The sequence below is a fragment of the Nibribacter koreensis genome, assembly GCF_039541795.1.
Classification (GTDB): Bacteria; Bacteroidota; Bacteroidia; order Cytophagales; family Hymenobacteraceae; genus Nibribacter; species Nibribacter koreensis.
In genome coordinates this window covers 1,528,181-1,552,570 of record NZ_BAABGX010000001.1, presented here as the reverse complement: position 1 = coordinate 1,552,570, position 24,390 = coordinate 1,528,181, and the positions used below count along the sequence as shown (strand labels likewise).

The 24,390-nt window shown below is 49.1% G+C and carries 19 protein-coding genes; 10 read left to right on the top strand and 9 right to left on the bottom strand.

The window, feature by feature from the left end:
• Positions 1-65 precede the first annotated feature (65 nt).
• From ABD880_RS06690 to ABD880_RS06660, 7 genes are all read left to right on the top strand, one after another.
• Positions 66-1,610 carry a sensor histidine kinase gene (locus ABD880_RS06690; RefSeq protein WP_345163912.1) on the top strand — a complete coding sequence of 515 codons (1,545 nt, stop codon included), beginning with the start codon at positions 66-68 and terminating at the stop codon, positions 1,608-1,610.
• An 11-nt stretch (positions 1,611-1,621) separates the two neighbouring features.
• Positions 1,622-2,071, top strand: a complete 450-nt coding sequence (locus ABD880_RS06685) for a response regulator (RefSeq protein ID WP_345163910.1) — start codon at positions 1,622-1,624, stop codon at positions 2,069-2,071.
• 15 nt (positions 2,072-2,086) lie between these two features.
• Positions 2,087-3,313, top strand: a complete 1,227-nt coding sequence (locus tag ABD880_RS06680) for a hybrid sensor histidine kinase/response regulator (protein ID WP_345163908.1) — start codon at positions 2,087-2,089, stop codon at positions 3,311-3,313.
• 2 nt (positions 3,314-3,315) lie between these two features.
• A complete protein-coding gene (locus tag ABD880_RS06675) occupies positions 3,316-4,377 on the top strand; it encodes a response regulator (RefSeq protein WP_345163906.1) in 1,062 nt (353 codons plus the stop codon).
• A gap of 96 nt (positions 4,378-4,473) precedes the next feature.
• Positions 4,474-4,875 (top strand): hypothetical protein, encoded by a 402-nt coding sequence (locus ABD880_RS06670; RefSeq protein ID WP_345163905.1) that lies wholly within the window; start codon positions 4,474-4,476, stop codon positions 4,873-4,875.
• 520 nt (positions 4,876-5,395) lie between these two features.
• Positions 5,396-6,664 (top strand): glutamyl-tRNA reductase, encoded by a 1,269-nt coding sequence (gene hemA / locus ABD880_RS06665; protein ID WP_345163903.1) that lies wholly within the window; start codon positions 5,396-5,398, stop codon positions 6,662-6,664.
• Positions 6,665-7,147: 483 nt separating this feature from the next.
• The gene (locus tag ABD880_RS06660; protein ID WP_345163901.1) at positions 7,148-7,621 is read left to right on the top strand and encodes a DUF4890 domain-containing protein; all 474 of its coding nucleotides are present in this window, start codon (positions 7,148-7,150) and stop codon (positions 7,619-7,621) included.
• A 140-nt stretch (positions 7,622-7,761) separates the two neighbouring features.
• On the opposite strand, the gene ABD880_RS06655 is transcribed toward ABD880_RS06660, so the two are convergent.
• The 8 genes from ABD880_RS06655 to ABD880_RS06620 all read right to left on the bottom strand — a co-directional run bounded on the left by ABD880_RS06655 (position 7,762) and on the right by ABD880_RS06620 (position 16,390).
• Positions 7,762-9,324, bottom strand: a complete 1,563-nt coding sequence (locus tag ABD880_RS06655; RefSeq protein WP_345163900.1) for a glycosyltransferase family 39 protein — start codon at positions 9,322-9,324, stop codon at positions 7,762-7,764.
• Between the two features lie 148 nt (positions 9,325-9,472).
• Positions 9,473-10,333 (bottom strand): sulfurtransferase, encoded by an 861-nt coding sequence (locus ABD880_RS06650; protein WP_345163898.1) that lies wholly within the window; start codon positions 10,331-10,333, stop codon positions 9,473-9,475.
• A gap of 76 nt (positions 10,334-10,409) precedes the next feature.
• The gene (locus tag ABD880_RS06645; protein ID WP_345163897.1) at positions 10,410-10,763 is read right to left on the bottom strand and encodes a DUF6370 family protein; all 354 of its coding nucleotides are present in this window, start codon (positions 10,761-10,763) and stop codon (positions 10,410-10,412) included.
• Positions 10,764-11,037: 274 nt separating this feature from the next.
• Complete coding sequence (locus ABD880_RS06640) at positions 11,038-12,186, bottom strand: sensor histidine kinase (protein ID WP_345163895.1); 1,149 nt, start codon at positions 12,184-12,186, stop codon at positions 11,038-11,040.
• Positions 12,187-12,510: 324 nt separating this feature from the next.
• Positions 12,511-13,830 carry an ABC1 kinase family protein gene (locus tag ABD880_RS06635; protein ID WP_345163893.1) on the bottom strand — a complete coding sequence of 440 codons (1,320 nt, stop codon included), beginning with the start codon at positions 13,828-13,830 and terminating at the stop codon, positions 12,511-12,513.
• On the bottom strand, positions 13,827-14,501 hold the full coding sequence (locus tag ABD880_RS06630) for a TetR/AcrR family transcriptional regulator (protein WP_345163892.1): 675 nt from the start codon (positions 14,499-14,501) through the stop codon (positions 13,827-13,829). Before ABD880_RS06630 ends, ABD880_RS06635 begins: the two co-directional genes overlap by 4 nt.
• A 322-nt stretch (positions 14,502-14,823) precedes the next feature.
• Entirely contained in the window at positions 14,824-15,603 is a 780-nt protein-coding gene (locus tag ABD880_RS06625; protein ID WP_345163890.1) for a toll/interleukin-1 receptor domain-containing protein, read from the bottom strand.
• Between the two features lie 85 nt (positions 15,604-15,688).
• Positions 15,689-16,390 carry a hypothetical protein gene (locus ABD880_RS06620; protein WP_345163889.1) on the bottom strand — a complete coding sequence of 234 codons (702 nt, stop codon included), beginning with the start codon at positions 16,388-16,390 and terminating at the stop codon, positions 15,689-15,691.
• A gap of 340 nt (positions 16,391-16,730) precedes the next feature.
• Here ABD880_RS06620 and ABD880_RS06615 point away from each other — a divergent pair, with 340 nt between their 5' ends.
• From ABD880_RS06615 to ABD880_RS06605, 3 genes are all read left to right on the top strand, one after another.
• Complete coding sequence (locus tag ABD880_RS06615) at positions 16,731-17,996, top strand: DEAD/DEAH box helicase (RefSeq protein ID WP_345163887.1); 1,266 nt, start codon at positions 16,731-16,733, stop codon at positions 17,994-17,996.
• A 943-nt stretch (positions 17,997-18,939) separates the two neighbouring features.
• Positions 18,940-19,722: an SDR family NAD(P)-dependent oxidoreductase gene (locus ABD880_RS06610; protein WP_345163885.1), complete on the top strand. Its 783-nt coding sequence runs from the start codon at positions 18,940-18,942 to the stop codon at positions 19,720-19,722.
• Between the two features lie 138 nt (positions 19,723-19,860).
• Positions 19,861-20,502, top strand: coding sequence for a DsbA family protein (locus ABD880_RS06605; RefSeq protein ID WP_345163883.1), 642 nt, complete (start codon positions 19,861-19,863; stop codon positions 20,500-20,502).
• A 472-nt stretch (positions 20,503-20,974) separates the two neighbouring features.
• Here the strand turns inward: ABD880_RS06605 and ABD880_RS06600 are convergent, their stop codons facing one another.
• Positions 20,975-24,235: a protein O-mannosyl-transferase family gene (locus ABD880_RS06600; RefSeq protein WP_345163882.1), complete on the bottom strand. Its 3,261-nt coding sequence runs from the start codon at positions 24,233-24,235 to the stop codon at positions 20,975-20,977.
• Between the last annotated feature and the right edge of the window lie 155 nt (positions 24,236-24,390).

The window sequence follows — 24,390 nt, the reverse complement described above, 5'->3', positions numbered from 1 at the left end:
CGGCGCAGGTAAACTCTTATTGATACCTTGCCAAAATGTTTCTACTTTTATAGAAATTGATCGCTTTGGAAGAACCGCATTTATCTCCCTCTCATAATCCAGATGACCAGGCTCGGTTGCAGGCCATCATTGACGCTGCTATTGACGGCATCATCACCATAGACACCCGCGGCATCATAGAAACGGTGAACCCGGCGGTCTCTACCATATTCGGGTACCAGCCAGAGGAGATGATCGGCAACAACATTAGTATGCTCATGCCCGAACCAGACCACAGCGCGCATGACCAGTACATTGAGAACTACAAGCGCACAGGCCAGCGCAAGATCATAGGCATAGGCCGCGAGGTGAAAGGCCTGAAGAAGGACGGAACGGTCTTCCCGTTCTTGCTCAGCATCAGTGAGGTAAAACTGCAGGACAGAATCATCTTCACGGGCATCATCCATGACATCTCCCAGCAGAAAAAAGCCGAAGTAGCCCAGCTGGAGAGCGAAAACAAGATCCAGTCAATCATCCAGACGGCGGTAGACGGCATCATCACCATAGACACCCGCGGCATCATGGAAATGGTGAACCCGGCGGCGGCCCGCTTGTTTGGCTACCAAGAAGAGGAGATTCTGGGCAAGAACATCAGCATGCTCATGCCCGAGCCAGACCACAGCGCCCATGACGGTTACATGGAGAACTACCACCAAACCGGCAAGCGCAAGATCATTGGCATTGGGCGCGAGGTGTCTGGCTTAAAGAAAGACGGCACGGTGTTCCCGCTGTTTTTGAGCATAAGCGAGGTGCAGCTGGCAGACCGCAAGGTGTACACCGGTTTTATCCATGACATCACCCAGCAAAAGATAAGCGAAGAAAGACTGCGCCGCTACGCGGCAGAACTAGAACGCAGTAACCGCGAGCTGCAAGACTTTGCCTATGTGTCTTCACATGACCTGCAGGAGCCTTTGCGCAAGATTCAGGCGTTTGGAGATAGGCTCAAGTCCAAGGAGACCAGCAACCTGAGCGCTCAGGGCAAAGACTACGTGGACCGCATGCTCAACGCGGCGGTGCGCATGCAGAACCTCATCAATGACCTGCTCACCTTCTCAAGGGTCACTACCACGTCTAAAGGTTTTGAGAAAGTAAGCCTGGACGGCATCCTGACCGAGGTGCTCTCTGACCTGGAAATTACCATTGAGCAGACCGGCACCGAGATAGAACGTTTTCCTTTGCCAGTCATTGAGGCAGAACCCACCCAGATGCGCCAGCTGTTCCAGAACCTCATCAGCAACGCCATCAAATTCAGGAAGGACAATGAGAAACCAGTCATCAGGATCTCCTCTTCCAACCACCAGCGCACTGCGCATTTAACCTCTACACCCGGTGATGAGGTAGTAGAGATTCTGGTAGAAGACAACGGCATCGGCTTTGAAGAAAAGTACCTTGATAGAATTTTTAATATCTTTCAGCGGCTGGAAGGCCAGAAATATGAAGGCTCTGGCGTAGGCCTGGCCATCTGCCGCAAGATTGCCATCCGGCACGGCGGTAACATCACTGCCAAAAGCCAGCCCGGCAAAGGCACCCAGTTCATCATCACGCTGGCCAAAAAGAACTTACAGGAATAAACTCGCATAGTATGCCGCATAGTAAAAGACCTATCATTATTCTCATCGCTGAAGATGACGCCGAAGACCGCATGCTGGTCAAAGAAGCGTTAGATGAGAGTAGGCTCATGAACAACATCCAGTTTGTAGAGAACGGCGAAGAACTGATGGATTACCTGCACAACCGCGGTAAATTCTCAGATAAAAATGAGTACCCAACCCCCGGCCTCATCCTGCTGGATCTTAACATGCCCAAAAAAGACGGCCGCGAGGCGCTTAAAGAAATCAAGTCTGACGACCATCTGCGCGTGATTCCGGTAGTGGTCTTGACTACCTCCAAGGCCGAGGAAGACGTACTGCGCACCTATGACCTGGGCGTGAGTTCTTTCATTACCAAGCCCGTGACTTTTGCCGGACTGGTGGACGTGATGCAGACCCTTAGCAAATACTGGTTCCAGATTGTAGAACTGCCCAAAGCCTAAGCCACCGTTTTCTGCATGCAAGACAAAATCAGAATTCTGCTGGTAGATGATGATGAGGATGACTACATCATAACCCGTGACATCATAGAAGACATACCAGGCAGACAATACACCCTGGACTGGACCGCGTCTTTTAAAGAAGCCCTGGAACTGGTCAAGCAGAACAAGTATGACGTGTACCTGGTGGACTTCTTTCTGGGGGCGCATGACGGGCTGGAACTCATCACCAAGGCGGTAGAGGCCGGTTGCACAGCGCCTTTTATCTTGCTCACCGGCCAGACAGACCGCGAAACCGATGAGAAGGCCATGCGCGCAGGTGCCTCAGATTATCTGGTCAAAGGCACGTTTAACCCCTTTGACCTGGAGCGCTCCATCCGGTACAGCCTGGAGCATGCCAAAAGCCTGGAAGAAATACACAAGCTCAATTCTGAGTTGGAGCAACGGGTAGAAGAACGCACCCAAGAATTAGCCGAGGCCATCCAAAAACTGGAGAACACCAACCGGATCTTGCATGAGGCGCAGGCAGACATCCAGAAGGCCCTGCAAAAAGAAAAAGAGTTAAACGAATTGAAGTCAAGGTTCGTGACCACGGCCTCGCATGAGTTTAGGACGCCTTTGAGCACAGTGCTTTCCTCAGCCTCGCTCATTGGAAAATATAAGTCTACTGAGGATGATGACAAGCGCCAGAAACACGTGGCGCGCATAAAGTCTGCCGTAGAAAACCTCACTACCATCCTCAACGACTTCTTGTCCATGAGCCGCATTGAGGAAGGCAAAGTACATAACCTGCCCAGCACGTTTGATTTAGTTGACTTCTCGCAGGAAGCTGTGGAGGACATGCAGGGGCTTTTGAAGGAAGGCCAGCAGATTCAATACCAGCATACCGGTGACCAGACGCTGGTTCACCTGGACAAGCAACTGCTCAAGAACATTTTGCTCAACCTGCTGTCTAACGGCAGTAAATATTCTGGCGAGGGCAAACCCATTCTGTTCTCTACTGAAGTGACCAGTTCAGCCGTGACCATCACCGTGCAAGACCAAGGCATTGGCATTCCCAAAGCTGACCAGGTGCATTTGTTTACGCCGTTCTTCAGGGCGCAGAACGCCACCAACATACAGGGTACGGGCCTGGGCCTGAACATTGTCAAGCGCTACGTAGAAGTAATGGAAGGTACCATGCACTATGAAAGTGAATTGAACAAAGGCTCCCGTTTTTCGCTTATTTTCCCCAAATCAGCTTAAAAATGAAAAAGATACTGCTCATAGAAGACAATCAGGAAATCAGAGAAAACACCGCCGAGATTCTTACTTTGGCCAACTACCAGGTGTTTGAGGCAGAAAACGGAAAAATAGGCGTAGAGCTGGCCCGCCAAGAGAAGCCAGACCTGATCATCTGTGACATCATGATGCCGCAGTTGGACGGCTACGGCGTGTTGCACATGCTGGGCAAGAACCCAGAGACCTCCAGCATTCCGTTTGTCTTCTTGACGGCCAAGTCTGAGAAAGAGGACTTCAGGAAAGGCATGAACCTGGGCGCCGATGATTACCTGACCAAGCCTTTTGACGACCTGGAACTGTTGGATGCCGTAGAGATGCGCCTCAAGAAAAGTGAGATCCTGCGCCAGGATTTCCAGAAGACCGCCCAGGGCCTGGAGCAATTTGTAGAAGAGGCCAAGGGTTTTGAAGAACTCAACAACCTCATCTCAGACAAGCGCCGCGTTACGCTCTTCAAAAAGAAGAACAACCTGTTTCTGGAAGGCAGTTACCCCAACTCCTTGTTCTTTTTGAACAAGGGCAAAGTGAAGGGCTACAAGTCCAATGAAGAAGGACGTGAGTACATCACTAATCTCTACAAAGACGGCGATTTCATAGGCTACCTGGATTTGCTGGAAGACAGCACCTACCGTGAGTCAGCCATGGCGCTGGAGGATTCTGAAGTATACGTGATTCCCAAGGAAGACTTCTTTGCGCTCCTGCACCAGAACCGCGACGTAGCCAACAAGTTCATCAAAATCCTGTCAGATAACCTGGCAGACCGCGAGGACCGTCTCCTAAAACTAGCTTACAACTCCGTGCGCAAACGCGTAGCAGAGGCTTTGCTTTTGGTAGAAAAACAATACCAGCAGGAAGTAGACGGCAAAACTGAAATCATCATCTCAAGAGAGGACTTGGCCAGTATTGTGGGTGCCTCCAAAGAAACCGTCATCCGCACCCTGGCAGACTTCAAAGACGAAAAGCTCATAGACACCCGCGGCAGTAAAATCATCCTCTTGAACCTTGAGAAGTTGAGCCGCATGCGGAATTAGAGTTTGCCAGACACAAGACATAGGACACAAGATGTAAGACTTAAGAAGCCTTGCGGCTTGTGTCTTTGTTTTTTAGAAATCATCTAAAACAAGCAAATGAAAATTCTGGGTCCTCTTCAATATTCCAACTGGCAGTATGGAGTCGTTTTGCTTTTACCAACTTGCTGGTATATAGTGAAGTTAAGTAAGGTTGCTTCCTTTAAATATAGCGTTCATAGCCAAGAGCCATTCTTATTCTCTAATCCAGTAGAAAAACTTAAGGAGGAAAACTTACATCCATTCTTGGACCTGCATGAATCAGTGATTTTCAATTATGAAGATGCCGAGAAGGTTGAGTTAAAGCATTCATGGTGGAACAAGAACAAACTATATTTTACTGCAAAAGGGAAACAGTATAATTTCGGAATCTTAGAAAGAGGGAAGAGCCATTTATATGAAGAATGGCTTTCTGAAACATTCCAAGACAAGTTTTCTGTAGAGGGTACCTATACTATGTGATGGCCTCTCTGGCTAGAACCGCTGCCCTTGTTGGTGTTATCACCAATAAGTCAACCTGCCTAACCCTAATCACTTCTTTCAGCAACCCTTCCTGCATTTTTGGTCTGTTTTCCAGAAAGTAAGCTAAAAACGTATTTCCTTCTTCTAATCAACACTCCATGGCGCAAGCGTCCGCTTGTGTCCGCACGCATGCCAGATCAAAAATGCGTGCGGACACAAGCGGACGCTTGCGCCATGGCTCTTTTATATTGCATCCTCTAAGTAGGTCAAGCTTAAACCTGCGCTAGCTCAAAAGACCTCGTAGTGTCTGAAGGACCTGAGAGCGTCTGCACCATGAACCAATGCAAGCAAATTTGCTTAATCTCATTCTTCCGTTTTTAGCCTAATTACCAGAAAACAAGCTTAAAACGCATTTCCTCATAATTCCTAAAACTGAGGCATTCTTACTAAACAAGTGACCAATGTCATGTTTTGATGTAAGGTACCACTGTACTTTTGTAATGTAATCTGAGAGAAAGCAATGCAAAGCACCTTCAAAGTCCTGACGTTATCTTATAAGCAAGCTCCCATAGCGGTAAGAGAAGCTGTGTCTTTAAATGAGATTGCCGGCAAGAACCTGTTGGACAAAATCAAAGACTTCACGGCCATCCAAGAAGCCATGGTGCTTTCTACCTGCAACCGCACCGAGGTGTATTACACCGCAGACCAGGACTACTCTACAGAACTTATCAAATTGATTGCCCTAGAGCGCGGCTTCATTGCCACCAAAGAAGTAGCGCCGTATTTCATTTCCATCACCAATCATGACGATGCCGTTAAGCACTTGTTCAACGTGGGCCTGGGCTTGGAGTCACAGGTGGTAGGCGACATGCAGATCATGAACCAGGTGAAGAACGCTTACCAGTGGGCGGCAGACGCCAATATGGCCGGTCCTTTCCTGCACCGGTTGTTGCACACCATCTTCTTCACCAACAAGCGCGTGTGCAATGAGACAGCGTTTAGAGACGGTGCCGCCTCAGTATCCTATGCCACGGTAGAACTGGTAGAAGAACTAACCAAAGATCTGGTAAACCCAAGGGTGCTCATGATTGGGGTAGGCGACATTGGCGCCAATGTATGCGACAACTTCCAGAAGTCTGATTTAAACAACATCATCATTGCCAACCGTACCCACAGAAAAGCAGTAGACCTGGCCACTAAATGCAACGCCAACGCGGTGTACTGGGAAAACGTTTGGCAAGAGATTGCCCTGGCAGACGTGGTCATCTCATCAGTACCCGGCGATTGCTTTTTTATCAGTAAGGAAGTGGTAGAACAACAAGGCGTTTTGAACCAGAAGTTCTTCGTGGATTTGTCTATGCCGCGTAGCATTGACGCCGCTTTAGAAGAATTGAACGGCGTGGAAGTCTACAACATTGACACCATCAAGAACCGCGCAACAGAGGCCCTGGAAATTAGATTAGCGGCAATTCCGGCGGTAGAAGCCATTGTAGCAGAGAGCATGGACGAGTTTAAAACCTGGACCAAAGAAATGGCCATGTCCCCAGCTTTGCAACAGTTCAAGAACCGCCTGGAAGAAATAAGACAGCGTGAATTGGCGCGTTACGTCAAGAACTTAAGCGCCAATGAGAAGGAAATGGTAGAAACCATCACCAAGAACATCTTAAACAAGATTGTGAAAATGCCCGCTTTGGAGCTAAAGGCTGCCTGCCAACGCGGCGAGTCTGAAGCTTTGCTAGAGGGCTTGAGCGCTCTGTTCCAATTAGAGCCAGCCACCGTTTCTGGGTAAATACTACCAGTGTGGCTCTCGTGCAGAGCATGATGCTACTAGATCATAAATTCAAAAGGCACATCTTCTTATAAAGAGGGTGTGCTTTTTTTATGCTTGCATCTTTCAATGATATCAAAGAATCTGTTTAGAGTTTATGAAAAGTCGATATACAAGTGGGTTCCATGGCGCAAGCGTCCGCTTGTGTCCGCACGCATGCCAGATCAATAATGCGTGCGGACACAAGCGGACGCTTGCGCCATAGAATTTTAGAAAACTCTAAACAGATTCAAAGTTTGAAATTGATTTTCAAGTAGTTGTGAAATTTAAACTAAACTGTTATCAATTTAATGAAAGGGGGAATTTAAAAAATAGTCAATTATTTAACTGATGAATTTCGGTTTTGGCACGGGCTTTGAATATAGACAGTCAAGCAGGTGGTAGATGGTCTTCTCACTTGTTGAATCTAGATAATAAGAAACTAACCCCCTAAGTAAACTACATATGAAGAAGTTGATTTTAATGCTCTCCATGGGAGTGCTATTTGCCGGAACCTCGTTTGCCCAAGATGCTCCTCAAAAGGTAAGAAAAGAACGCTCTGAGCAGCGTGTTCGCAAGGACGGTCAAGAAAGAGTGCGCAAATCTCCAGAAGAGAGAGCGGCCAAGCGTACCGAGATGATGGCCAAGAAATATGACCTCAACAAGTCACAGCAAGCCAAATTGCAGGCCCTGTTCTTAAAGCAATCCAATGAGATGGCCGCCCAGCGCAGCAACCGTATGGAAGCCACGCAGAAAGACCCGGCCCAGCGCCAGGCCAGAAAAGCCAAGCACGAGCAGTACAACGCCGAAATCAAAAGCATCTTGAACAAAAAGCAATACGCCCAGTTTGAGGCCGACCGCAAGGAGATGAAGGAAAAAAAAGCCGCTAAAAAAGGTCAACGTCAAGGCAGAGGACAAAAGGCTTTGCAGAAAAGCTAATCACATTGCGTATCCCCTGTATGTGCCAGAAAAGGTCAGCAATTGCTGGCCTTTTCTGTTTTTAGAGGAGGTAAGCGCAAAAGTCATTTTCTCGCAGTTTTCCAGAAAGTAGGCCAAAAACGAAATCCTTTTCTGGCTTATCATTGTCGCCACTCTTTTTTTCTTACCTGCGCGTGGGCTACCAGCTGTTGGGTTAAAATGGGGGAGATGCCTTTGAGTAAATAAACGGTAGCGCCCCGTTCGCGCGCAAATGGGGTGGTGATGGAATCAATAACCGTTACTGACTGTACCATGGGTTTCTCTTCTTCGCGGAGCGGCGCTTCGCCCAGCTCTTTGACCAGGACAATGTTCTGCACCCGCAGCTCAGTGGGGTACCAGAAGATATAGTCTGCGTTAAAGGATACCGCCGCGGGCAAGTGTTTGGCTTTGTAAAAATTGACCGCGCCCGCCTGACCGTAATTATCACAGATAAGGAGGGTGTTGGCTCTCTCTTTTACAGGCACCAGCGCAAATGCCTTTTCTACGTCGCTCGTCAGTTCACGCCAGCCTAGCATATCGGCAAAGTCTTGGGGCAGGTCATGGTCTTTACCGTCTTCCCACTTTAACAGATTCAGGTCTTTGAATGGCGCGGCGTTGGCATGTATTTCCTGTGGAGACAACACCGGAAACACCACTTTAATGACAGGCAGAAATAAGAGCAGGTTCACAGCCATCCAGAGAGGGCGGGTAAAGCGTTTCCAGCTTTGGCTGAACAGATGCTCCCAGTACACCGCCCCGGCGCAAAGCAGCACTGGGTACAAGCCTATGGCATAGTAGTTCTTGGCCCGCAGATAGGTGAACAGCAGCATGGTAAACAGGTAGGCCAAGCCAATAAACCGGTAATGTTTTAATGGCGCGTAGAGAACAAAGCCCACAAACGCCGCCCCAATCAAAAACAAACTCCCAAAGAAGAAAAGCAATTGGTCCTGCCAGAAAGCAAACCGGTCCACGTTCACCAACTGCGTAGCGTCTAACTCCTGCATGTGGTGGATGACCGGCCAACCGTTACTCCATTGCCACCAGACGTTTGGCAAGACAATCAAAAAGGCCAAGCCGACTGCCGCGTAAAGAGCTGGTTTAGTGAACATGGGGCGATGTTTGGTGAGGGCCAGCGCCGGCAACAGCCCCAAGAGCAGAAACGCCAAGTTGTACTTGTTCAGCAAACCAAAGCCAACCACCGCGCCCAGCCAAAGCAGATCTCTAGACTGCTGGTGGTGCACATACTTAATCAAAAGATAAAAGACCAGAGTCCAGGCCAGCACATCTACAGAGTTAGGCTGAAAGAGCATGTTTACCCGCAGGAGGCTGGAAAAGAGCAATCCAAAAACGGCCAAGAGTTTGGCATACCAGCCGCCTCCCAGCTCATGCACCGTCCACCAACCCGTCACCAGCGTGAGTGCTCCAAACAAGGCCGGGAAGAACTGCACCCAGAACTTAGTATTGCCCAGTGCTTTTATAAGAAAGGCCACCCAAGACGTAAACGGCGGCACCGACAGATACCCGGCCGCCAGATGATTGGCTTGGTCAAGGTGCAAGTACTCGTCACGGTGCAGGTCATAGCTGTCATCTACCAGCAGGTACTGCAAGGCTATCTTAAACAACACCAATGCGCCCAAGACCAACCATTCAGCCAAAGCAGGAGAGGAGGCAAAGGGCTTGCGCATAGCAGGGAGGCGTTATAAGGTGTTAGGATGAAGTAGAATTTACCGAAGCGAATGTAGAAGGAATCTCACATAAAAAGAAAAATCGTTTTCGGCCTGATTTCCAGAAATCAGGCCGAAAACGATTTTTCATAACACGCTCTAATGATTTTTAAGAAGACTGCCCGGCGGCACCCTGTCCGGCAATGGGTCTGCCACTGCGTGACCATTCACTCCAGGAGCCCACGTACAGCTTTGGTAGGTCCAGGTCGGCTTGGGCCATGGCTAGTAAGGTGTGGCAGGCGGTCACGCCAGAACCGCAGTGTACTATCACATGGTCTGCGGGTTTGCCTTGCAGGTCTTTGGTGTACTTGGCTTTGAGTTCTTCCTCTTTTAAGAAATTTCCCTGACTGTCCAGATTTTCCTGAAAGGGGTAATTGACCGCGCCCGGTATGTGGCCGGCTACTTGGTCAATAGGTTCGGTTTCGCCTCTAAAGCGGGCGGGTTCGCGCACGTCAATCACCATGTAATCTGGGTGCTGGGCGGCGTGGGTCACCTCTTGCATGGTAGCGGTGGGGAGTTGCCACTCAGAGTTGTTGAAAAAATGCGTGCAGTCCACTGGCTCAATCTCATCTGTGGTGGGTACGCCGGCGGCCTTGGCGGCCTGGTATCCGCCGTCTACCACCTGCACGTTGTCATGTCCCATGGCTTTGACCATCCACCAGAAGCGGGCCGCGGCATTGGCTCCGTTTTTATCATCATACACCACCACGCGGCTTTGCGGGGTAATGCCCAAGCGGTTCATAATCTTGCTGAACTCCTTGGGAGAGGGCAGCGGGTGTCTTCCGCCTTGCGCCGCCGAGGCATGTTTATGTGCCAGGTCATTCTCCAGGTCCACGTAGTGGGCACCCTTCAAATGCTCTTTTTGGTAGCTCTCAATGGCCGTAGGACCAGAGCGCGCGTCTACCAGCACCACGTGTGCGGGCTCTTTTAAAAGGACGGCCAGGTCTGTAGGCGAAAGGATTGGTTTCATAGGTAGAGAGGTTTGGGCAGTTCCTTACTTTAAACGCAGAATGGCAGTTACAGGGCTATGATGCCTTTTAAGACGCCTACTTTTTAGCAGGCGCTGCCACCAGTTTGAGATACGTGGCCTTAAAGCGGTTGTCTACCACCTGGCCCTGGGCTTCGGCTTTTCTGATGGCGTTGCAGAAACCGTTGGTGGCGTGGGCGTCACCGTGCTGGTCAATGTCTGAGCCGTCCACAAAATACGCTTTGCCATCTATGCGTACCGCTAAGTCACAGCCTGTGCCTTTTAACCCCAGCATGCATTGCCCGCAAGCGGCTTCAACGGTTTGTACGGGTTTGGTCTTGTCTAGGCCGGCAGTGGTTTGCGGCGCGGTGCTTTGGGCCATGGCAGTCATGCCTGCCAGACTCAGGGCCAAGGAAAAGAGGAGACGTTTCATGAGAAGAGCGTTAAGATGAAGATGAAAAACCGGGTGAGTACAAATGCCTGCATCGGCTAAACCAAGCAGTGTACCTCTGAACAAGGTACCAATTATCCTATTGCAGTCAAAGCCGTTTTTGGCCTGTTTTCCTGAAAAATGACCAAAATCATTTACCCATCCACCCTCAGAAATCACCCGTTGTTTTACAGAGTGCTTGTGCAGCAACCCAGGTGATTCACGTGAAAAGAGCAGATCTTGGTAAGGACAAGCCTAAGGTTTTACGTGAGAAAATTTACACGGGCAAGGTCACTTCTTCTTTCTTAAAGTAAATCTTAAACTCGGTGCCGTCGTTTTCTTTGGTGACTACCTCTATTCTGCCGCCCTCATTCTCTACAATGCGCTTGACAATGTACAGGCCAATGCCGGTGCCCTCTACGTGGTCATGAAACCGCTTGAACATGGTGTACAGGTGCGTCAGGTTCTTGTCGCTTAAGCCCAGGCCGTTGTCCTTCACGCACAGCAGCACATGGTCACCTTCTTCATAGGTTTTCACGGCAATCTTGCAGGGCCGGCTAGGCGACTGGTATTTAAAAGAGTTGCTGAGCAGGTTGTAAAGAATGCTCCTGAAGTTCTTGCGTGAAAAGACAATCTCCTTTACTTTAAAATCTGTGGTAACCTCACAAGGACTTTCATAGAACATAAAACCGCTGTCGGCCATCACTTCTTCATAGACGGCCTCCACTTGGATGGTTTCCTTCTTCTGGCTTTCCTTGAAGTCCTTCTGCAGTTTGCTCACTTCTGTGAGGTCCATGATGGTTTTCTTAAACCGTTCTACTGAGATGCTCACGTGTTGCAGAAGGATGGTGGAGGAATCATCCAGGAGTTTCTTGTTGGTCAAGTCCTGCTTGAGCATTTCTATGAGGCCCTCAATGTTGGCAATGGGAGCCTTGAGATCATGCGAGGCCGTGTAAATGAAGTTGTCCAGATCAATGTTGGTCTTCTCCAGCTCTGCCTTTTGTTGGATCAAGTCCTCGTTGCGGCGGGTGATTTCTTCCTCCAGCTGCTTTTTCTTGGTAATGTCACCGGTTACTTTGGTAAAGCCCAGTTGTTTGCCGTCTGGTCCGTAAATGGCCGTCAGGCTCACCTTGGCATGAAACAAAGAACCGTCCTTTTTCCGGCGCGGACCTTCGCCCTCATAGACGCCTTTTTCCCGGGCCACGCGCAGTTCTTCTTCAGGAAGCCCTCTTTCCCTGTCTTCTTCCGTGAACAAAACCCCAAAGAACTGGCCAATGATCTCATCTTCTGTGTAGCCTTTTAACCTGTGCGCACCCTCGTTCCAGAACGTGATGATGCCGTCATTGTCTGTCGCGAAAATGGCGTAATCCGTCACCTGGTTGATGAACTGCGAGTAGATGTCCTCTGGGTTTAAGTTAGGCGACATGTGGTAAGGTTAGGATGACCGAAACTCTTTAGCGGATGCCAGGTTTTTGACAAACAAATGGTGTTTATACGGATGAGTCTATAATGGTTGCCCTTATATACCCAGCCAGCCGCCAAGGGTTTCTAAGGGGGAGGCGTTTTTAGCCTGTTTTCTGGGAAATGGCCCAAAAACGAAATGGCCTTAAGGCTAACAGAATCTTCTGCTCCCTATTATTGAGGACGAGCGCAATGGGTACGCAGGCAGTAAAAAAAAAAGCCACCAGCTTGTTGGTGTACAGAAAAGTACATCCCAAGGCTGGTGGCAGAAACTTAAGATCGGCTTAATTTACTTAAGCCAGTCTGGTTTGGTGGTGGTGATGTGAGCCCCCAACTGATTCAACAGGCTGTAGAGCCCAAAATAGGTTCTATTGATGAACAGCCCGTGCTTAGAGCCGCGCGCCTGCCTAGACTGCCGGAACATCTTGTCTTTGGAGATGCGGTCACCCAGGGTATAAATCTGCTGAAAGTAGTCGTTCTGCGCGAAATCAAAGGTCTCTGCGTGGAACGGGCGCCCCAATAAGGCAATCATCTCCTTGAAAACGCCCTTAAAGTAGGCTTGCTCTGCGGGAGAGTCGCGGTCACTGATGAAATCCAGGTCATAGAAGATTTGGTTCAGCTCGGCCTCGTTCAACAAGGACTCCTTCTTGATGAGGGAGAAGTACCCGCGGTAGAAATCCTCTGGTATCACCTTCACGCATCCAAAGTCAATGATGCCCAGCGTCACGCCCGGTAGAATGATGAAGTTGCCGGGGTGCGGGTCTGCGTGCACCTGTTTGAGGTTGTGTACCTGGTGGTGGTAAAAGTCCCAGAGGGCCTGCCCAATTTGGTTTCTCTCCTCCTGCGTTGGGTTGGTCTGGAGCCATTCTTTCAGGTGCGCGCCCTCCAGCCAGTCCATGGTGATGATGCGCGAAGTGCTCATCTCAGGATAGTAGTCGGGGAAGTGCAGGTGAGGCAGATGACGGCAGGCGGCGGCAATCTCCTGGGAGCGTTGCACCTCCAGCTCATAATCCGTCTCTTCCAATAGTTTCTCCTCTACCTCGTCCATGTAATGGTCCATCTCCTTCTCGTTCATGTTGAGCAGGCGGTAGGCAAAGGGGCGCACCATTTTCAGGTCTGAGCTCACGCTTTCGGCCACGCCGGGGTACTGCACCTTCACGGCAAACGTCTTCCCGTCCTTAGTGGCCTTGTGCACCTGCCCAATAGAGGCCGCATTGACCGCCGAGGTGGAAAAGGTGTCAAACATCGCCTCAGGCGTACGCCCGAACGCTTTCTGGAACGTGCGCACCACCAACGGGTAGGACAGGGGCGGTGCGCTGTACTGGGCCATGGTGAACTTGTCCTGGTAGGCGCCGGGCAGCATGGTCTTATCCATGGACATCATCTGGGCCACCTTGAGGGCACTGCCTTTCAGCTGACTCAAAGAGGTATAGATGTCCTGGGCGTTGTCCTCATGCAGTTCCTCTTTGCTGAGCGAAGGGTTCACTATCTTCTTGGCGTAGTGCTTAATGTAATTGCCGCCTACCTTGGCCCCGGCCCCCAGAAACTTGGTGGCCCGCTGTGCTTTGGAGGTGGGAATATGGTTCTGCTCTTCGGGGGACTGGCTCATATGGCTTTTTTAGACTGGTACAGGAATTTGGCGAAGTCAAAGAAGGAGTCAACGGCGTTTCTGCCTACCACGTCAAAGAAAAGGCTCACAGATTTCTCAATGGCGGCATCGGTGCGTTCAAAGCCCGACGAGGTGTCTTTGAGCCAGAACTGGAAGATGAACAGGGTTTCCAGCCACAGGGCCTCGGGGTATTTGTCTGACACGTACTTGCGGTCTACAATCTGCTCGGTTTCCTTGCCTTCCTGCACCAGCGTTTTGGCGAAGGCCAAAAAATGGCGCTTAAAGCTCTGGACCTCCTGCGGCGTGACCTTCTTGAAATCAGGTTGCTTCTCATAAAGCGCGAGCAGGTAGCTTCGGTTCTTCTTGAGTTCTTCTATCCAGGTGAAGTAAAAGGAGAGGAGCTTCTCCTTGGGTGAGTAGTGGGCGTACGCTGCCTGCGCGTGCATGTCAGCCAAAGTCTGAGTAAAGATGGAATCCCATACGCCGCCTTTCACCCCCTGAAACGAGGTGTAAAACGTGTAGAACTCCTGCTCGGTCATGCCCAGGCTCTGCGCAAACTTATATACAGACACCGGCTCTTGGCCCGTCTCCAGTACATGGTGCACAAAGGCCTCCAGAATTCTGGTCCTGGTGTCTTTTAATGGGATGTGAGTGTTTTCTATGTTTTCCATGTGGTTGTTTATCTTCTTGTAAGGGAAACAACCAGGGCGGGGGAGAGGTTTAAACCACGGCCTAAAAAGGGGAGAAAGTTTTCCGTTTTCGGGCTGTTTTCTAGAAAACAGCCCGAAAACGGAAGGAGGGGGTTGGGTGAAGCCGGAGTTGGTAGGGAGGACGAAATAAGATATACTTTAAATGATTTGGGTGATTATGGTTGGTACATGAGCCGAGGGAGTTTTGATGCAGAACCCGAACACAATTGATTAAAAATTTTAAATGAGAAAACTCAGCTTATGTAAAACTAACTCAGGTCTTATAAATGGTGTTGTAAGATGTTTATCCTCTTACCTCTGTTATGAATCCCATTGGTTTTTTGAATCCCTCTTTCCATAGTTTAAAACCTACAACCTTACCCATGCCTTCATCAAATTGAAAGAAAAGGAAAAACGGGTTGTCTGGGGTTATTTTTTGAGATGCAATACAAATTCTATATGTAGCATTATCTTTCTCTTCCACAAAGGAACCGCTAAAAGTATTGGGAGACTGAGCAAAACCTTTTATTACTCTTTCCTTAAAGTTCTTATCTAGTTGAATTTCAAAAGCGATTTGCTCCGCCCAATATGTAGCTTTAAACTGAACTTCTAGCCCATTTTGGGAAGGAACTTGTCGAACCGAGAGATTCTGAATTGTTTCACCTTTAGAGTTTGGTTGTTTTTCTTCAATAGCATTATAAATTGCTTTAATTAACTCTTCCTCTGTATACTGAGAAACATCAATGTAAAACTTGTCTTCTAGGAATGAAGGGGTCTTGATGATATTATTAATTAAAACAGGAATAATAAAGTTCTCACCATTTCGACTAATTTCTTCTATTATTGCCTTTTTAAGCTCTTTGTTTACCCAAGGCTTTTTTATCGAAGTGTCTGATAGAAAAATAATGAACTTCTCACTTGAATCAATACCTTCCGCTATTTTATCTATCAAACTATCTCCTCCGACTATTTCATACTTGTCAAGCCAAGATTTAACATGTGGATACTTCTCTTTTAGTCTACTATAAATGTGTTCAACTAAGGGTTTATCTTCTGTAGCATGTGATAGAAATACTTTTTTCATATTATCTGGATATTGTTTAATAGCTTTTCATTATTACTTGCAACGGACTGGCCTATAATGTGGCGGAGCTATATTATAGGCGTGGTTATATGCAGGATTTCTTTATAAGTTCAATCAGCTGATTTATTACGATTCTGTTTTTGCCTTTGTGGTATAAAGCATTTGGATGAAATGTCTTGTATGCCTTTAAATGAGCAAACTCGTTTGAAAACTTTAATTCAGAGAGGCAGTCGTCAATTTTGCATTCACTGAAATCTTCGATGTTTTTACGAATAAAATGGTCGTAATCATCGCCAGTTAAAAAGACTAAAACTCTAGGTTTAAGTATTTTCAACTCGTCTTTGACAATATTAAAATATTTAAATTGGAGTTTATTAATTTGTTGTACATTTCCTTTACCAATCCTTCCAATCTTATTTATATTATTCCAAATAAAAAAGGAATTATGAGTTTTGTTTACTTCTCTTCTGATTCGCTTAAACTCATTCCAAAAAGGTCCACGATAGCTCTTAATTCCATTATTTAAATAAAATATTTCGTAGCGATCCATCGAGGGCTTTAACGAATTTGAATATTCGCTTTGATTCCCACATTCCTTACACCAGCAATTGGTTTCTTGGCCAAAGATCATTATAGGGTTTGCACCTGAATTGTGATCTTGAGGGACTTTCAATAAAAACGGATTTGTTGCTTTGTTTTCTTTTGAGCAACTCTGATTGTAGTTTTTTAAATGAGGGTCTATCAGTTTAAGATTATTAGCGTACAGGACTTCTAGCAGGTCATTCACATTTAGCTCTGTTTAAGTTTAATTAGTTTTTAGCTTGCATATAACTAGCAACTAACCGGAGTTATTTTAGTTAGCAACCCAATATATGGAATAAACTTCCGTTTATCTGCCTACTGTTAGATAGATAAACGGAGGTGGATAACCAGAAGAACTAAAATGTTTACCTATTAGAAGCCTGCTCTACTTTAAGTCTCTTTCCTCAAAACACCCCCAAGCCGCAAATCCCCCGCCTCCCCCTGCAAATGCCAGAAAGAAATCGCACCTTTGCAGAAGTTTCTGCTGGTGTTTCGTACAAGGAGAAACGCTTTCACCCTCGGCTCCCGCCGAAACCCGTGCGACCATGAAATTTGACGATTACTCTATAAATCCCGCCATCAAGAAAGCGCTGGACAAACTGGACTTCAAAAAGCCCACCGACATCCAGTTCAAAGCCATTCCGCCCATCTTAAAAGGGGAGGACGTGCTGGCCATTGCCCAGACCGGTACGGGCAAGACGGCGGCCTTTGCCATACCCGTGCTTCACAAACTGCACGAGCGCAAACAATACGCCCGCGAAGACGGCATCAAGTGCCTGGTCATGGTACCTACCCGTGAATTGGCCATTCAGATCACCGAAGTGTTCCAGACCTTAGGCAAGCACACCCGCGTGAAGACGTTTTCTGTGTTTGGGGGAGTGGAGCAAGGACCGCAGATTGCCAAGCTAGAAGACGGCATTGATATTCTGGTGGCCACCCCCGGCCGCATGTTTGACCTGGTGAGCCAAGGCTACATTAGACTGGAGCGCGTTGAGATTCTCATCCTGGACGAGGCCGACCACATGCTGGACCTGGGTTTTATCAAAGACATCCGGGATTTGATGAAGTTCTTGCCCCGCAAACGGCAGACGCTCTTCTTCTCTGCGACTATAAATGAATACATCAAAGACCTGGCCTACTCGCTGGTGTCCAAACCTATCCGAATTCAAGTATCACCAAAAGATCCGGTGGCCAAGAACGTAGACCACTCGGTGGCCTATGTGGGCATGGATGACAAGCGTTTCTTTTTAGAGCGCGTAGTTCAGGAAAACGCCGGAAGCAAGATTCTGGTCTTCGTGCGGACCAAAGTGCGCGCCGAACGCGTGCACGAAGCCATGAAACGCGTGGGCATCATCACCGAAACCCTGCACGGTGACAAAGACCAGAAGGAGCGCCTCACCTCCTTGACCCGCTTCAAGAAAGGCGAGGTGAAAGTGCTGGTAGCTACAGACGTGAGCTCCCGCGGCATTGACATCCCCAGCGTAGAATACGTGGTCAATTATGACCTCCCCGAGGTGCCCGAAAACTACGTCCACCGCGTAGGCCGTACCGGTCGTGGTACCCACAAAGGGAAGTCAGTGTCTTTCTGTAGCCCCGAAGAAAAACCGATTCTGGACGAGATTGAGAAGTTCCTGGGCAAGGCTATCAAAGTGCTGGAGATTCCCAAAGACGATTACTCCGCCACCATTGACTTTTCCTCAGAAGCCAAACCAGACGTGATGGCCTTGATGCGCGAGCATGAGGAGAAATTGAATTCTATGAAAAAGGCGCCCAAGGTGTCTAACGCCAATAAGAAAAAGAAGAAGAAGTAATAGTGTCTTGTCTTTATTAACCGTTTTTGGCTTGTTTTCCGGAAAACAGGCTGAAAACGGTTTTTTTGTTTTGCAAAATGCTTCAATCCTTCCTCACCACAGATTCACCCCTTGAAGATTACCCAAACGAGGGTTTGAGGCAGCGAGGATTCTCCCCTTGAGGGGAGCGTAGAGGGGTGTTTACATCTGCAGATCCTTATCGCCGTTGTTGGTGTTATCACCAACGACCAAGACTGCCCTCCAAGTTGCTTCGTCCCCCTTTGAAGGGGGTAGGGGGATGACTACTTTATCTGCTCATACTGTTTATCTAGTCATTCTGAACGTAGCCGAAGGATCTAACGATGATATACCATGAGCCTCTGCCTCCCAATCCCTTCCTGCCTAATTCCCTCTATCTTCCTCCCTGCCCGGGTTTGTCACTTTTCTCCTTGATGAGAAAAGTAACCAAAAGAATCAAGAGCCCCCGAACTCGCTGACCGCTCAGACAGGGCGGGGGCTCAGAGAGGTGCACCGTGAGCCGTGATTCGTTTCATAGCAGGCTTACGCCACTGCCAAGTGATAAGCCACTACTTTCTCCCTTGGGCAAAGAGACTTAAACTGACCAGTCTCTTTGCCCTCGGTCAAGGGCTAGCGGACTGCGGTGGGAGCGGTTGCAATGTTTACATGCGCTGGCGCGGAGTAGGAGAATGTTCCAACCGTTTTCTGCCTGTTTTCTGGAAATCAGGCAGAAAACTGCAACAGCGCCGTTCCTTCTCCCTGAGGGAGAAGGCTAGGATGAGGGGGCAAGCATAGCAGAACAAGCATTTTAGACACGTAGAAAACAGGCACCGCCTTGTCTCTTGCGCCTTTCTTAAAAAGCTTCCTTTCTGGTTTAGGGTGGGAAAGACTTTACAACTTCTCTCTGCCTATCTGCGAATAACCTCTCAAACGAACATCTACATACATGGGCACAACCTATTCAAACAAAACGGTCCTCATCACAGGCGGTGCCCAAGGCATTGGACTAGGCATGGCGCAGGCATTTGCCCGAGAAGGCGCCCAGGTTATCATCACAGACTGCGACCAGGAGGCAGGCCAAGAAGCAATTCAATGGTTAAAGGAACAAAAGCTGAAGGCTGAGTTTCTGTTGTGTGATGTAAGCGTAGAGGCGCACGTGGTCCAATTAATGGAACATGTGCAGAATGACCATGGAAAGATAGACGTGCTCATCAACAATGCGGGTATTGCCTCGCCAGAGAGAGTCCCCTTGCAAGACTTGCTGGTGTCTGAGTTTGACCGGGTATTGGGTGTGAACCTGCGCGGTCCCTTGCTGTGCGCCAAGTATGCCCTGCCCTTGCTGGAGAAAGCAGAGCATCCGGCTATCCTTAACATCAGCTCCACGCGGGCGTTCATGTCTGAGCCAGACACGTTTGGCTACTCTGCTTCTAAAGGCGGGCTGGAAGCCTTGACGCATTCGCTGGCCGTGAGCCTGGCGCCCCAGCGGATTAGAGTGAATGCCATTGCCCCCGGTTGGATTGAGGTGGGTCCTTGGGAGAAGGACAGCAAAAAAGAAGTACCTTCGCATAGCAAAGAAGACAAAGAACAACACCTGGTGGGCCGCGTGGGCAAACCCGAAGACATTGCCGAGGCGGCCTTGTTTCTCTGCTCAGAAAAGGCTGGTTTCATCACGGGCCAGTGTCTGGTCATTGACGGCGGCATGACCGTAAAAATGATCTACCATCACTAGCTCCGTTTTTAGACTGAAACCCAGAAAACAGACCAAAAACGGAGCTGGTCAAAAATCTGCTGGAGGGGAGTAGGCAAATTCGGCAAACCTTTCTAGCACCTAACGCGGTAAAAGAGAAGCAACTATTTTTCGCCTTCTATGCCTGTTTTACCAGAAAACCCCGTCTTATTGTATGTCACAGACCCCATGTGCGCCTGGTGCTACGGCTTTACGCCCGTAGTGCGCAGGCTGCAGGCCTTGTGGTTTGGCAGACTGACGGTGAAGGTACTGGTGGGTGGTTTTAGACCTTACGCCCATGAACCTTTAACGGGAGAGGAGCGTGATAAACTGGCAGTGGGCTGGCACCGGGCGCAATCCAAATCACAGCTGCCCTTTGACTACAGCGTCTTTCTGGAACCCGAGCTGACCTATGACACAGAACCAGCCTGCCGGGCGCTGTTAACGGTGCGACACTTACGTCCTGCCCTTACCTTAGAAGTGCTGCGCGCCCTGCACTCCAGTTTTTATGCAGACGGCCTGGACCTCAGCAACACCCAGGTGCTGGTGGACATTATGCGGCTCTTCGGGATTTCTGAGAATCTGTTTTTGGCCGTCTTTGAAACCGAAGAAATTTTCAGGCAAACCGAACAAGAGTTCCAATACGTCCAGAGCATAGGCGTAGACACCCTGCCCACCGTTTTTCTGGACCATCCCCAAGGCCCCCGCCTCATCTCCAAAGGCTACTGCCAACTAGTGGAACTAGAAGAGCGATTGCTTCAAGCCATGGAAATACCTTTTTAGAATTAAGAATTAAGAATTAAGAATTAAGAATTAAGAATTAAGCTCAGCTTGGCCGTCAGCCTTTTTACTCATTCATTCTCTCCATAATTCACTCACTCACTCATTTGTCATCCTGAAAGATGAACATTCCAGACCTAACTCGAGAGATTTTGGGGGCCAGCTAGATGGGCGTTGGCTAGAGGCAAAGAACCATTTTTGGCTTGTATTCCGGAAATTAGGCTAAAAACACTTTGTCCCTTCCCTGCTTCAAGTTTTCAACTTGGAGCTACTCATTCAGGCAAGTTTTCAACTTGCGTTTATCATCAGTCCCGGTTGCGCAAGTTTGTAAACTTGCAACATTCTACCCACCAGCTATAAGCTTGCGGGAGGGAGGTATGGGGTAGTGGCGTTTTTGGGCTGATTACCGGAAAACAAGGCAAAAACGCTTTCCTTACAATGGCCAATCTTCCCTAACTCCTTCCATTCTCAATTCTCAATTCTTAATTAAAACGTAGTGTTTGTTGAACAGTGCTTCCAGTTGTTTGGCCTGTGGCATTTTAGCGCTGTAAGCAGCCTGAGTCAATAACTGCAGACCGTACAAATTTAGCTGTCTTTCGCGGTCATAGTAGGGCGGCTGGGTGCTGTAATAAGTAAGCAACTGGTCAAACCGGCGGCTTAGTAAATTGGTCAAGTCGCTGGCTTCTTTCTGCATCCCGGCCTGCGTCAAAGGCAACACCAAAGAAGCGCTTTCAAAATTGTGCGGCGCGCCTTTATCTGGTAAGGCCGTGAGACATTTTTGCAGGACGGCTCGTGCTTTGGCTAGCTCATTGTTTTCTAAATAGGCAGTAGCCAGCTTCGCGAAATTGCCTCTGTAAATGGGCACTACCTGCGTGGTGAAGTTATCCTCATATATGTTGTCTGGATTCTGCAGACCTGTAAACCGGGACTTCTGCAGCAGGCTTTGGGAAGTGCGGTCTCTGTCTACATAGGCTTCTGCCTCCGGATCAGGATTTCGGGCGGGCACTACGCGCAAAGCCATGCCTTCCAGTTGTAAGAACGGTTGTAAGCCCAGTTCAGTCGTTTCACCGCCCGAGGTGGAAAAGTAAATGGGACGTTCCCAATTGTTAGAGGCTAGGATGTCCAGAATGACCAAATGCTTTTTTTCTAGCGCATCGGTCTGCAGCTCCCATTGCATGACGTTTGCCACCTGAGCCATGCGCTCTGCAGACACTGTTTGATTCTGCAGAACCGCCTGCACGTTCACCGCCAGTTGTAGTCTTTTGGTAGGCAAGGTATTGAGCGTTCTGCCGTCCTGCGTCTGCACTTGCAAGGCAGGGTGATTCTGTTGTAGGAGTGTGAGATACTGACGCAAGTCCATTCCGCTTTCCTGTACGCTAGGGTTCGCTACAAACGGTAAATAGTTGTTGTTGCTAAACGCGTATTGCGGCATCTCCAAGGTGGTTTCCAACGGCTTAGACGCGTTCATTTGCTTTTTTAGCTGCTCAATGTACCAGTCGGTGTTGAGGTAGGGGAGGACCAGCACGCGTACGTCCGTCCGGAAGCCTTCCACCTCCTGGGCGTACCATAGCGGGAAGGTGTCATTGTCGCCGTTGGTGAATAGAATGGCATTTGGCGCTACAGAACTTAACAGATTACGGGCATTGTCCATAGCATGCGAACGGCCTGAACGGTCATGGTCGTCCCAACCTTTGGCTAGCAAAATAGCCGGCACCGACAACGCCAACAAGGTGGCCGCAACCGCTCTGGTAACATCAGATTGAATTACTTTTCTCAAGCCTTCGGCGATGGCCAGAACGCCTAGCCCCATCCAAATGCTGAACGCGTAATAGGAGCCGGCAAAGGTATAGTCCCGTTCCCGAGGTTCCACGGGCGGTTGGTTCAGGTACACCACAATGGCCACGCCCGTGAAGAAGAAAAGCAGGAGCACCGTCCAGGCATCTGCGGTTTTGCACTTAAACTGGGAAAACAGGCCAAAAACGCCTAGGAGCAAGGGTAACAGATAGAATTGGTTTCTGGCTTTACTGACCGAAAGCGGGGCAGGGACGTCGTGTTTCTGTTCCCAAGGCCACAGCACGCCGGCGTGTTGGGTGTCATGTTCTCGCCCAATAAAATTCCACCCGAAGTACCGCCAATACATGTGACCCAACTGGTAGTTCCAAAGAAACGTAAGGTTCTGCCCGAAGTTGGGTTTCTGGCCCGCCTCTACGTTTACCCATTGCTGGTACGCCCGCAGATGGGACGGCTCTGGTGAATACAAACGCGGTAAGAGAACTTTGTCCTGGGCCAGATAGGTAGTCTCAAACTTGGTGTCTATCACTTCATATTTGCCGTTTTGGGGAGCATAGACAGCGCCCGTCTTGTCATAATTCTGGCTTTGGGCATTGAACTGCGGTCCGTACAACAACGGCCTGGACCCGTACTGCTCCCGCTTAAGGTAGCTCACAAAGCTGAGCAGGTTCTCAGGGTTGTTTTCGTCAATAGGCGTGTTAAAGCCAGACCGGATGGGCACCATCAGGTAAGAAGAGTAGCCCGTCAGAATCAAGATGAAGGCCACTAAAGACGTATGCAGAATGGCTTTGCCATGTTGCTTGGCCCAACGCAAGCCTAACACCAATGCCATCGCCAGCAGCACCAGAAACAACACCGCGCCACTACCATACGGCAAGCTGAAGGTGTTGACAAAAAAGACTTCAAAGCTACCGGCCAAGGTAGGCAAGCCCGTAATCACGCCTTCCATCACTACCAGCACAATGGCTCCGCCGATGAGGAGGGAAATAAAAATTCCGCGCTTGGTGGGTTTGTTGCGTTGCAGATAAACCAGTAAAGCAATGGCCGGAATTGCAACTAGGTTGAGCAAATGCACGCCAATGGATAAGCCTACCAAATACGCTAGAAATAGAAGCCAGCGGTCGGCCTGCGGGGTATGGGCTTTGGCTTGCCACATAAGGGCTGCCCAGAAGACGATGGCCGTGAAGAAGGAGGACATTGCGTAGACTTCGGCCTCTACGGCAGAAAACCAGAACGAGTCCGTGAAGGCAAAACCCAAAGCGCCCACCGTGGCACTGGCCAATAGCAGAGCTTGCTGGGCCTTGGTTGGTCCTTCTGGGGAAATGGGAAGCAGCCGCTTGGCGACCAAGGTGATGCTCCAGAACAGAAACAGCACCGTGCCTGCGCTGCTCAGGGCAGACAGCAGGTTCATACACCAGGCCACCTGGGTGACATCGCCAAAACTCAACAGCGTGAACAACCTGCCAATCAACAAAAACAAGGGTGCCCCCGGCGGATGCGGTACCTGCAATTTGTAGGCCGCCGCAATAAACTCACCCGTGTCCCAAAAACTGGTGCTAGGCTCCAAGGTCAAAACATAAACCGTTAGCGCTACCAAGCCCACGGCCCAGCCAACCAACAGGTTCCAACGGTGAAACGACTTCCAGGCATTCTGTTCTTCCTCAGTTTGCTTTGGTAAAATCTGTCCCTCCGTTTTTGGCCTGTTATCCCGGAAAATGCCGAAAAACGGAAGCATCAACCCGATGACTACCAACAACGGTCCCAACGTGAGGCCCAGAAAACCATAGCCCTGCGGCGTTGGGTCCAATGCCATGCACATAAAGCCAACCGCAATTATTGCCATCCCCAACAACAAAGGCACAAACTGCCTTCTCCCGAAGAGTATTTCAGGGTAAGTCTTACCAATAATCGTTTTAGTTTGAGCGTCAGGTTTGGTCAGTAGCATAGGGAATTCTGGTAAAGGAGTATTAGAAGGATATCAGCCGGAATCGCGTTGAAAAGTTGGGACGTATAAGGTGCCTGAAATGCTTAGCGAGTTCGTAAGTGAAATGGAGTCAGGTGTTTATAGTCCTGGCCAACTCTGCTGAATACCTTGTAGGC